Below are 12616 nucleotides of genomic sequence, written 5' to 3'. Positions count from 1 at the left end.
ACTTATTCGTTTACAGCTTCTTTCTCTTTTTGTAATACAGGTAACGGCTTTTTCTTCTTCTTTGCCATTACCTCTTTATCAGAAATACGTAAAGAAAATAGTAATGCTACAAGTAAAAATATTGCTGATCCAATTAATGCAGCTTGATATGGTAAGAAATCTGACTGAGCATTATTTTGTACACTATTATTTCCAAAACCGGCTAGTATACTAGCTAAAACTGCAACTCCTATCGCTGAACCTAATCGATTTTGCACATTAAATATAGTCGTAGCTCTCCCCATAGAAGGTGGCGTGATATTATTAAATGCCGAAAATTGAACTGCTCCAACAGACTGACCTAAGAAAATACCGATACCAAACAATAATGCCCGAATTTGCCATGGGTTCGTATCGTGATTTACAAAACTTAATAAAACAAAAATAATCGCCGTACAAATTAGTCCAATAGAAATTACCTTTCGAGCTCCTAATTTCTTATATGACCATGGGACAATCTGTGACGATATCATTAACCCAATCGCCTCTGGGAATGTCGTAAGACCTGATTCCAATGCGGAAACTCCTATTACATTTTGATACATAAGTGGAAAAACAAATAACATTCCTAGTAAACCAGCGGATGAAAACAATGAAATAAGACTCATTTTTCTAAAGACTGGTTCTTTTAATAAGCGTAAATCTAACATCGGTTGCTTTACTCTAAGTTCTACAATGATGAACAATGTAATGAGTACAATCCCAGCTATCCCAGTACTCATAATTTCTGGAGAAACCCAGCCTTTTGATGGTCCTTGGCTAAGTGCATAAATAAGCATCGCAAATCCTGGTGCTGAAAGAACAAAACCGAGAGAATCAAAGCGACCAGCTGATTTTTCAATATGCTCTTTTAAAAATAGAAGACCGAATAGTAACGCTAAGATTCCAAACGGTACATTAATATAAAATGCCCAGCGCCAAGACATTTGATCTACAAAGAAACCGCCAATAATTGGTCCTACTGCCGGTGCGACAGCAATTGGCAACACAATAAACCGTGAAATTTTCGGCCTTTCCTCTGGTGAGAATGTTCGGAATAACATCGCCATCCCAACTGGCGTTAAAAGCCCCCCGCCAGCACCTTGAATGATACGAAAAATATTCAATGAAGTAATATCGTTCGCTATTCCACATAATACAGACGCAGTTGTAAATACGAAAAGAGCAGTTAGAAATACCCTTTTCGTACCGAAGCGATCTCCTAACCAACCAGAAATCGGAAGGAAAACAGCTAAGCTAACTAAATACCCAACATTAACCGTCCCCATTGCAGATGGAGGCACTTGTAGTTCTTTACTTATTGTTTGGAGTGCTACATTCACAATCGTTGCATCCATCGCAGCCATAAACATCGCTGTTATATATACGATACTTACAACTATTTTTGGATTTATTTTTGCCTTCATTATCGTTTTCCTACTAATATTTTTTCGCCAACTTGATTACTTTTTGGATTCAAATCTTTCCAGTTATTTTCAACATATTGTAAACAATCATTCCTACTAGCCTCTTCATGTACGACATTCCAACCAATAGGTACATCAAGAAAGACAGGCCAGAGAGAATACTGGCCCTCCTCATTTTTTAATACTTTGTATGTGTAATTATCATTTTCAAACGGATTCGTCATACTGTACTTACCCCTTTCTTATTCTGCAAATATTTCGCTAATACTTGTCCAATTTCTGTAAGTGGTCCTGGTTGACATAAATCTTTATGTCTACAATCAATATCGTGTTGCACAATTTGCCCATCTAAATAATTTAGCCACGTATTTGGAGAGATAGGATCAAACCAGTCTGGTATAACAGTAGATCTAAAGAATAAAATATCTCCGTTATAAACTTTCGGTACATATTTCCCTAACAATCCTACCGAATTTACATATGTTTCTTTCAAGTTCAAAATAGTCTCTTCTTCAAGACTTGCTAATGCACTACCATCTTTACGAAGTATTTCTACTGCACTTTCCATCGTAAGTGGTTTACCATCCATATTATCTGGATCGTATCCGCCTAAAGCAAGTAATGCGATTAACGCTTCTTCTTCAGTAGGTGCTTCCGTATTCGGTAAGAAGTGACCTGGATAAGAATCTAACATAACGAGTAATTCTACTTCTTCTCCTTCATTTTGCAGTTGCGCCGCCATTGCATGAACAACATTTCCTCCGAGCGACCAACCGAGTAACCGATATGGTCCGTGAGGCTGTACTTCACGAACGTGTTTTAAATAATCCGCCGCCATCTCCTCTAAACTTCTTGGAAGTTCTTCATTTTTAGCGATACCACGTGCTTGGACACCGTAGATTGGATAATCTGTCCCTAAAGATTTCATAAGTCCTGCATAGCACCAACTTAATCCACCTGCTGGGTGTACACAAAATAGTGGTAGTTGTTCTCCGCTTGCTCGTAATGGAAGCAACACATCAAGTGCACTTTGTCCATTTCCGACCTCAAGTCTTTCAGCAAGACCCGCAACAGTAGGTGCGGCAAATAAAGTTCCGATATTTAGTTCAACCCCAAGTGCTTCTTTAATACGACTCATAAGCTGCACTGCAAGAAGTGAATGGCCACCTAGATCAAAGAATCCGTCATCAATTCCAATTTGCGGCACACTTAAAACTTCTGTAAACAAGTCACATAACATTTCTTCTTGCGGTGTTCTTGGTCCACGACTAGAAGATGATGTGATAAATTCTGGAGCCGGCAATGCCTTTCTATCTAATTTACCGTTTGGAGTTAAAGGCAACTCATTTACTACTACAAAAGCGTATGGAACCATGTAATCTGGTAAACTACCTCCAGCATACTTACGCATTTCATTCGTATCAATCATTTCATTATTTAATGCAACGATATAAGAAACTAACCGTTTATCCCCTGGTTGATCTTCCCGTACAATAACAGCTACTTGCTCAACTTTAGGATGTTTCATTATTACCGCTTCTATTTCCCCTAATTCAATTCGGAATCCACGAATTTTTATTTGATGATCTGCACGTCCTATATAATCTAGCGTCCCATCTTGACGCCAACGTGCTAAGTCTCCAGTACGATACATTCTTGTACCTGGCTTACCAAATGGATCTGCAATAAAACGTTCTGCAGTTAAACCTGCTCTTCCTAAATATCCACGAGCAAGCCCTGCACCTGCAACATACATTTCTCCAACTACTCCAGGTGGCACCGGTTGTAAATAGTTGTCTAACACATACACTTTAAGATCAGGTATACTACACCCAATTAAACTATTTGCTCGTAAAGAGACGATTGTTTCATCTAATTCAATATAACTAACATGTACTGTCGTCTCCGTAATACCGTACATATTAATAAGTTTTGGTGCGTTATGAGAATGTCGACTATACCAATCTTCTAATCGACTTAGCTCAAGTGCTTCTCCTCCAAAAACAACATATCGTAAAGATAATTTTTGGCCAATTTCTTCATTTTCACGATCTGCTTGCATCAATTGATAGAACGCTGATGGAGTTTGGTTTAAAACAGTTACCTTTTCTTTAACAAGAAGTTGTAAAAATTCTTTCGGTGAGCGACTTACAGTATGTGGTACTACGACTAAACGCCCACCATATAATAAAGGTCCCCAAATTTCCCAAACCGAGAAATCAAAAGCATATGAATGAAACATTGTCCATACATCGTTCTCGTCAAATTGGAACCAATGATCAGTTGCGCCTAAAAGTCTTACTACATTTTGATGAGGTATCATAACGCCTTTCGGTCTACCAGTTGAGCCTGATGTATAAATAACATACGCAATGTGGGAAGGAGATAACTGCTTCATGAGCTCCATTTCATCAATATTGTCTTCACTATATTTCTCAATTTCCCCTATTACTTTCACATCATCAACTAAAATTTTCAGTTCCTCATCACATTCAATTTCCACATCTGAATTTGTTAAAACACATGATGGTTTCGCATCGTGGAGCATAAATGAAATACGATCTGACGGATAATCCGGATCTAACGGAAGGTATCCCGCACCAGCTTTCAGAACAGCTAGTAAGCTTACAACCATATTTAAAGATCTCGGCATCGCTAAAGCAACGAGTTGATCAGGGCCAACTCCTTTTGCAATTAGCAATCGAGCTATTTTATTCGCTTTTTTATTCAACTCTTCATAAGTTAACTTTTCATCTTCAAAGACGACAGCAATAGAATTTGGATTTATATGAGCCTGCTTTTCAAATAATTGTGGCAATGTCATTTCTGGTACAATTTGAAAACCACCATTCCACTTTTCTAACACTGTATTTTTCTCTGCTAAAGTTAATATTTCTAATGTGCCAATTGATTGATCCGGATGTTTCGCTGCATCAGCCAATAACAAAATGAATCGTTCAATCAATTTTTGAATCGTTTCACGTTTATATAAATCCGTACTAAATTCTAGTAACCCGTTTAAGCCGTCTGGCGTACCATCAACTCCGTTACTCTCGCTAATTTCAAATGTTAGATCAAATTTCGCAGAACCAACGCTTTGAATTTCAAGGTTCGCTTCTATATCCGGAGCATCAAACGTTGCTTCTGGCGTATTTTGGAAAGCTAACATAACTTGAAACAGCGGATGACTATTTCGAGTACGTACTGGGTTTAACACTTCAACGAGTCGTTCAAATGGAACATCTTGATTTTCATAAGCTGCAAGATTTGACTGCTTCACTCTATTTAATAATTCTTTAAAACTTGGATCTCCTGATGTATTTGTACGTAACACTAATGTATTTACAAATAAACCAACTATGTCAGTGAGTGCATCATCGTTTCTTCCAGCAATCGGACTACCGATTGGTATATCAGTACCTGCACCTAATCTTGTAAATAGCGCACTAAGTCCTGCTTGCAACACCATAAACAAACTAACTCCGTTTTTCCGTGCAAGCTCTACTAACCTACTATGCATACCCGCATCTATTTGAAAATGAATTGTTTCTCCGCGATAACTCGTTTCAATTGGACGCTGGTAATCTGTAGGTAACTCCAGCTGATCTGGTAAACCTTCTAGCTCTTTCTTCCAAAACTCTAATTGTGTTGAAATAAGACTCTCTTGTGTAGTTTCATCACCAAGCAACTGTTGTTGCCAAAGTGCATAATCTGCGTATTGAACTGGAAGTGTCTCTAACTGAACTCTGTTACCTTGACATCGTGCTTTATATGCCGCTGTAAAATCTCTCGTTAACGGTTGTAATGACCAGCCATCCCCTACAATATGGTGCAATAGAATTAGTAATACATGTTCGTTTTCATTCACTGTAAATAGTTGCAGACGAACTGCTGGTTCAACATCAAGGTTAAAACTATATCTTACCGCCTCTACAAGCACACTTTCTAATTCATCTTTACATGTTTTTGTTATTATCATCTCTAGATTTAAATTTTCCATATCTAAAATTTTCTGATAGGAACTACCTAATACGTTAGGGAAAATCGTTCTAAGCGTTTCATGTTTCTCAACTACATCATAAAAAGCACCTTGCAATGATTCCTCGTTCAACTTTCCAGAAATACGAATGACTAATGGAATATTATAAGTAGGACTTGGACCTTCTAAACAATTTAAGAACCATAACCTGCGCTGCGCAAATGAAAGTGGAACTTCATTTGGTCTACTTACTTTCTTAATAGCTGGTCTTGCAGTTTTTGCTTGATCCAATTGTTTCGCAAGTTCAGCAACAGTTGGCGATTCAAATAGTTTTCCAATTCCTAATTCAACACTTAACGTTTCACGGATTCTTGCCATTAGACGAGATGCAAGAAGCGAATGGCCACCCATTTCAAAAAAATTATCATCAATACTAATGCGAGAAACACCAAGTACTTCTGCAAATAAATCACATAATATTTCTTCTTTCGGATTTCTAGCAACTCTCTCCTTATTCATTTCATTAAAATCAGGAGCAGGTAATTTCTTTCTATCAACCTTACCATTTGGCGTTAATGGTAATTCTTCTAGCACAACAAATGCCGATGGCACCATATAATTCGCTAAACTTTCTGAAACATAAGAACGAATTTCTGAAAGGTTAATCCCTTCACTCCCTTCGGCAACGATATACGCAATGATTCGTTTATCATTTGGGCGATCTTCTCGTACCATTACTACCGCTTGTTGAATATATTCATGTCGTTGTAATACCATTTCAATTTCAGCTAATTCAATTCGGAAACCACGAATTTTAATTTGATGATCTGCGCGGCTCATGTACTCTAACACTCCATCGTTACGCCATTTTACCAGATCACCTGTGCGGTACATGCGCTTCCCTGGTTTTCCATAAGGATCTGCAACAAACCGTTCAGCCGTTAACTCTGGTTTTCCTAAATATCCGTTCGCAAGCCCTTCCCCTGCAATATATAATTCACCAATTACTCCAGGTGGTACTGGTTGTAAACCTGCATCTAATACATACACATCTGTACTCCAAATTGGCTTTCCAATAGGAGGTATACCACTTTCCCTTTCATCGATGTTCATGAAAGTAGACCAAATAGTCGTTTCAGTTGGTCCATATAAATTTGTAATAGAGCAACCTAATTCTTTTAATGTATTTGCTAAATGGGCCGGAAGCGCTTCACCACCAACGAGCACATTTAGTCCTTGTAGCCTCTCTGGATATTCAGTTACTAACGCCTGCCATAGTGTCGGTGTAGCTTGCATAATTGTCACTCTTTCTTCTTGTAACAATGCCGTTAACGCCGAAGGCTCTTGAATCACCTCTTTTGGAGCGATTGTTATACTTGCACCACTAACAAGAGGTAAATAAATCTCTAGAGCAGAAATATCAAACGCAAATGTTGTAACTGCTAATAAATGATCATTTTCATGTAATGAAAACATATCATCCATGGACAATAAAAAGTTACTTAAAGCTTTCATAGGAACAATTACACCTTTTGGATTGCCAGTTGAGCCTGAAGTGTAAATTGTATACGCAGGCTTTAAAAGTGATTCTTCATTTCTAAATGGTAGATTCATATGAGAATATGTGTTTAACGCTAGTTGCATTTTTTCACTATTTAATTCGATCTTTTTTATATCATTTTCTATAACTAAAGTTGATGCAACCGATAAATGCGTTATAATACAAGCTGGTTTTGCATCATTTACTATATAATTTATTCGCTCGGCTGGATATTCTGGATCTATCGGTAAATACGCTGCACCAGCCTTTAATACTGCTAGCATACTAACTACCATTTCCGTTGATCTTGGAAATACTAAAGCTACAAACTGATTTGACCCTATTCCTTCTTCTACTAAATAGTGTGCTAGTTCATTCGCTCGTTCATTTAGCTCTTTATACGTAAGATTTATTCCATTACAAGTAACTGCTATTTTATTTGGATTTTTTTGTACTTGTTTTTCAAATAATATAGGTAGAGAAATTAACTCTTCCGCTTCTTTAGTTTCATTCCATTCGAATAAAACTTTTTGATTTTCTTCAGGAAGAGTAATGTTTATACTTCCAATCGACGCGTCTTTTTCATAATCATTTATCACTAATTCTAATACATTCATAAATCTTTCTTTATGCAATGCTAGTTCCGAGCCATTATATACTTCCGGGTTCGCATCAAAATGAATCATTAGCTCATTTTCATCGAAACGTTTATAAACATTTATCGATAAATCATCGACAGGTCCTGCTGATAAATTATGTGTAATACCACGATTCCCAGCAAAGTTAAGACCGTAATCAAAAGGCATAACATTCACTAACGGCCCAAATAACCTTTGATTTTCACCTAGTAACTTTAAGTCTCTTCTTAATTCCTCATGACGATATTTATGATGACGACGTACGTCTCGGATTTCTTTAGAAACTTGCTGTAATAATTCCGTAATAGTTATATTTGGAGTTACAGTGAGACGAAGTGGTACTAAATTCATTACCATACTCGGTGTATGAATTGATGCACTACCTAGACGCCCCATCATCGGTAAACCTAAAACAATATCATTTGCACCTGTTAACTTATGTATATAAATACTTGTTACAGCCACAATGAATTCTGGCCAACTTGTTAACGAAACATTAATATCTTCTAGTAAAGTTTTCGTACTAGAACTAGATAAATAAGCTGTTTCCCGTAAAAATCCATTTGATGTTCTCGGTGCTCTTTCTGCTAAACTTACAACTTCTGGTTCATCAGCAAACTTCTCTAACCAAAAAGTACGATCTTCCTGAAATTGTTTCGACTCACGATATACAATATCTTCTTGTACAATCTTTGAAAGAGTACCAAATGGTTTCTCTTTCTTATTTGTTTCTTCTATAAGTTTTGTATACTCTCTCGCTACCTTTTGGCTAAGAAGTGAAAATCCATAGCCATCCATCACAATGTGATGGATGCGCTGATACCAAAAGAACCGATTTTTTTCCACTTGAATAAGTGCTTCAGTAAATAATTTATCCTCTTTTAAATCCACGGGCATAGATAAATCATTTTTCATCCATACTTTAGCAGCCTCTTCAGGATCTTCTTCTTTACGAACGTCAATAAAATGCATATGAAAATTTGACGATTTCTCAATAACTTGCCACGGACCAATTTCATCCTCTTCGAAACGAACATGTAGTGCTTCTACTTCCATTACAACTTTACGTACTGCTAATTCGAAAATTCCTTGATTAATATTTCCATTTATTTCAACATATTCCCCAGTATTATAAATCGGATTCAGCGGATCTAATTGTTGTGCAAACCACATACCAGTCTGCGCAGATGATAACGAATGGCGAAGCTTTTGACTATTAGGCATTCTTTACTACCCCTTTATTATGTAGTCTATTTGTTACAGTACCTGTGCTGTCTGTGAAGATAGTAAACTGTACCAATCGGAAACAGTTGGACGTTCTGCTAAATCTGCAAAAGTTATTTCTTTCCCTTCGCGACGCCACTTCTCTACTAAACTCATAATTCTGACCGAATCAAGTCCTCTATTTAGTAAGTCCTCATCAATATCAATACTCACTACTGGCTCACGAAGTAGTTGTGCAACTAGTTCATGCACTTCCTGTATAGTGATTCCTTCACTCTCATCACTTTTTACACTTTGTAAATCTTTTAACAGTATGTTTGTTGATGTCGTTACTGCACATCTATTAGATGCATACTCCAATGCTTGTTTATGATGCTCTAATGAAAAATCAGCAACTGCATCTGCTACAAAGAACGGCTCTATACCATCCATAAATGCTTCGCAAGCTGTTAAAAGGCAGCCGATATGCGCATAAATACCGCAAATAATAAGTTGATCTCTTCCCTGTTTATTTAAGATTTCTAATAGATTTGTCTTTTTAAATGCACTATATCTCCATTTTGTTAAGAATATATCATCCTCATCAGGAGTAAGTTCATCGACAATTTTCTTTTTATCTGGTCCAGCAGGAATACCGTCCCCCCAGAAATCTTGTAATAACCCTCGTTGTTCTAACGTTTGTCCACCTGGTTGTGCTGTATAAACAACTGGTATACCAAGTTCCTTACATTTTTCTCTAATCACCTTAATATTTGAAATAAGTTCTACTTTTGGTGATTCTTTATCGCTATATGCATCAAGAAAATATTCTTGCATGTCATGGATTAGAAGAACCGCACGTTTCGGATCTGGTTTCCAGTTCACTTTATTTTTTGGTAGTTCTGATTCAACTGGCATTTTGTATACTGAAATAGATGGGATAGCCATCTAATCACTTCCTTCCAATTTTTATATTTTTTATTGTTTTACCGTAATAAGTTTTTCAGTAATGACTTTACGTAACTCTTTTTTGCTTACCTTTCCAACACCTGTTTGCGGGAATGAATCAATAAATTCAATTCGATCTGGAATCTTATAAGCCGCTATACCCCGTTCTCTTAAAAACATTTTTAATTCGCTTACTGTTGGAGCTTGTCCTCGAGCTATAACAAAGGCACAAGTACGTTCCCCTAAATAATCATCAGGCATTGATACAATGGCTACATCATGTACTGCATCATGTGCTAATAAATGATTTTCAACTTCTTCAGCAGCAACCTTCTCGCCACCACGGTTAATTTGATCTTTATCTCTACCTTCTACAATGATGTAACCTTGTTCATTTACTTTTACAAGATCACCTGTGCGATAAAATCCATCTTCAGTAAATGACCTTGCATTATGCTCTTCCGCTTTATAATAGCCACGAATTGTATATGGCCCTCGTGTTAATAAACTACCTACTTCACCAGGTTTCACATCGTTATCATTTTCATCAACGACCCTTACTTCATCGAATGTAGACATCGGTCTCCCTTGTGTATGAATGATGATTTCTTCAGGATCATTTAATCTTGTGTAATTTACTAACCCTTCTGCCATACCGAACACTTGCTGTAACGTACATCCAAATGTAGGGTGTATGCGCTTTGCAACCTCAGCGCTAAACTTAGCACCACCTACTTGAATCACTTCTAAGCTCGATAAATCGTTATTACGAGAAGAAGCTGCATCAAGCCAAATCATTGCTAATGGTGGAACGAGAGCAGTAATCGTAACTTTTTCTTTTTCTATAAGAGCAAATGCCTCATCTGGGCTACCACCAGTTGCCAACACTACTTTTCCACCCGCATAGAAAGTTCCAAATGTACCAGGCGAACTCATCGGGTAATTGTGTGCTACTGGAAGAACAGCCATATAGACGCTATCTGCATTCAAATTACAAATTTCAGCACTAACACGTAAACTATAAATATAGTCATCATGTGTTCTAGGAATTAATTTAGAAAGTCCTGTTGTCCCTCCTGATAATTGGAGAAACGCAACATCACTTGGCTGAACTTCTGGTAATGGAACGGGATCCATGTAAAGTTCATTTATACTCACAAATTCTTCTTCTTCTCCTACTACGATTACATGTTGTAAAGTAGGCACTTTTTCTTTTACTTCTCTTGCTAGTTTTCGGTAATCAAAGCCGAGAGCCTTATCTGAAATAACGTAAGCACTCGCCTCACCAAACTCGCAAAAATAACTAATTTCACTGCTTCGATGTGAAGGTAGTGCAAAAACAGGAAGTGCCCCAATGCGAAATAGCGCAAAGCATATTTCGAAAAACTCGATAATGTTAGGTAATTGGATTACAACTCGATCCTCTTGCTTTATTCCTAAATCCAGTAAGCCTGCAGCTAAGCGATCTACTTTTTTATCAAGCTCACTATATGTTATTTGCGTATCACCACTTACAACCGCAATTTCATCTCCATGCTTTTCAGCACGTTCTCTTAACAACGAACCAAAAGTTTCTCCAGGCCAACATCCTACTTCTCGATAACGATTTGCAAATTCTTCTGGCCATTCCGTATAACCTGTTAACATTCTTTCTTCCCCCTATTTTTGATTCAGCGAATTATCTCTTAATCCTAAAGCCTTCAGCATTGTTTGGAACTTAGCTGATGTTTCTGCTAACTCATCTTCTGGTTTTGACTCAGCAACAACTCCTGCTCCTGCAAATAATCGAAGTGTATTTTCCTGCACTTCAGCACAGCGAATTGTAACAATCCATTCACCATCTCCATTTAAATCGCTCCACCCTAGCATTCCTGTAAAGAATTCACGGTCAAATGGCTCAATTTTTTGAATCGCCTCTCTCGCTTCTTCCATCGGCGTACCGCAAACTGCTGGCGTAGGATGAAGAGCAATTGCTAATTCCAAAGAAGTAGTATTTGGATCCTTTAGTTCACCTTTCACTTCAGTAGACAAATGCCACATCGCTTCACTATGAATAACGGCTGGTTTTTCCGGAACATGTAATGTATGACAGTATGGACGAAGCGCAGCAGCAACCGCTTCCACTACTACCGCATGTTCATGTAAATCTTTCGGAGAAGAAAGTAATTCCTCTGCTCTTCTCTTATCTTCTACTGGATCATCACTACGTGGTCTTGAACCAGCTAACGGATTAGAAATAACTTGCATACCATTACGTGAAACGAGTAATTCAGGACTTGCTCCAATTAATGTCTTATTACACTCGTTTTCATCTTCCGGTAAATTCACAGCAAATGTATAACCATGCTTATTATGCTCTGCTAATTCTCGAAGGAGTTTTTGCTTATCAATCTTTTCGGAAGATTCAACATCTAGCGATCTAGATAGAACGATTTTCTTTAAATCGCCGTCCTTTATTTTTTGAATCCCTTGCTTTACACCATTCATATAAACTTCAGGATCTGGTACAGGCGTCATTTCAAATGTTAAGTTCTCATGTGTTTCAAGCTGATTTGTTGTATCCAATTGTAAACACTCGGAAATCCTACTATATTCTGGTACGATAAGTTGAACTTCTTTTCTTCGATCAAATGGCAAGGCACCGACAACGATAGGATTCGGATTTCCTGCTTGTTTTGCATTACGTAATACTGCTTGCACAAGCTCTGGGAAACTTTCAATTTCACGATGCTTTACTGTAGTAAATCCTCCTTCTGTCAATATCGTTCGAGTTGGTGAAGCAAAAAAGAATGAAGATTCAGTCTTATAATCTTCTAGTAATTTTTCTGACAGTTCCTTTACAGCCGTAAATTCATTCATAGTA

6 protein-coding genes are annotated in these 12616 nt (G+C 37.4%); all 6 read right to left on the bottom strand.

What is annotated here, in order from left to right:
- Nucleotides 1-2: 2 nt before the first annotated feature.
- The 6 genes from ILS93_RS19705 to dhbC are packed head-to-tail and all read right to left on the bottom strand — an operon-like array spanning nt 3 to nt 12612.
- Complete coding sequence (locus ILS93_RS19705) at nt 3-1445, bottom strand: MDR family MFS transporter (protein ID WP_088046888.1); 1443 nt, start codon at nt 1443-1445, stop codon at nt 3-5.
- On the bottom strand, nt 1445-1669 hold the full coding sequence (locus ILS93_RS19700) for an MbtH family protein (protein ID WP_000184070.1): 225 nt from the start codon (nt 1667-1669) through the stop codon (nt 1445-1447). Before ILS93_RS19700 ends, ILS93_RS19705 begins: the two co-directional genes overlap by 1 nt.
- The gene (locus tag ILS93_RS19695) at nt 1666-8826 is read right to left on the bottom strand and encodes an amino acid adenylation domain-containing protein (RefSeq protein WP_098102827.1); all 7161 of its coding nucleotides are present in this window, start codon (nt 8824-8826) and stop codon (nt 1666-1668) included. Before ILS93_RS19695 ends, ILS93_RS19700 begins: the two co-directional genes overlap by 4 nt.
- Before the next feature lie 33 nt (nt 8827-8859).
- Nucleotides 8860-9753 carry an isochorismatase family protein gene (locus ILS93_RS19690; protein WP_064477284.1) on the bottom strand — a complete coding sequence of 298 codons (894 nt, stop codon included), beginning with the start codon at nt 9751-9753 and terminating at the stop codon, nt 8860-8862.
- Between the two features lie 30 nt (nt 9754-9783).
- Nucleotides 9784-11400 (bottom strand): (2,3-dihydroxybenzoyl)adenylate synthase, encoded by a 1617-nt coding sequence (locus ILS93_RS19685; RefSeq protein ID WP_088046890.1) that lies wholly within the window; start codon nt 11398-11400, stop codon nt 9784-9786.
- Nucleotides 11401-11412: 12 nt separating this feature from the next.
- Nucleotides 11413-12612, bottom strand: a complete 1200-nt coding sequence (dhbC, locus tag ILS93_RS19680) for an isochorismate synthase DhbC (protein ID WP_098102828.1) — start codon at nt 12610-12612, stop codon at nt 11413-11415.
- Between the last annotated feature and the right edge of the window lie 4 nt (nt 12613-12616).

The organism is Bacillus sp. 16GRE42 (assembly GCF_019837435.1).
In the GTDB taxonomy this organism is placed as follows: Bacteria; Bacillota; Bacilli; order Bacillales; family Bacillaceae_G; genus Bacillus_A; species Bacillus_A wiedmannii.
This window is presented reverse-complemented; position numbering and strand designations above follow the sequence as displayed.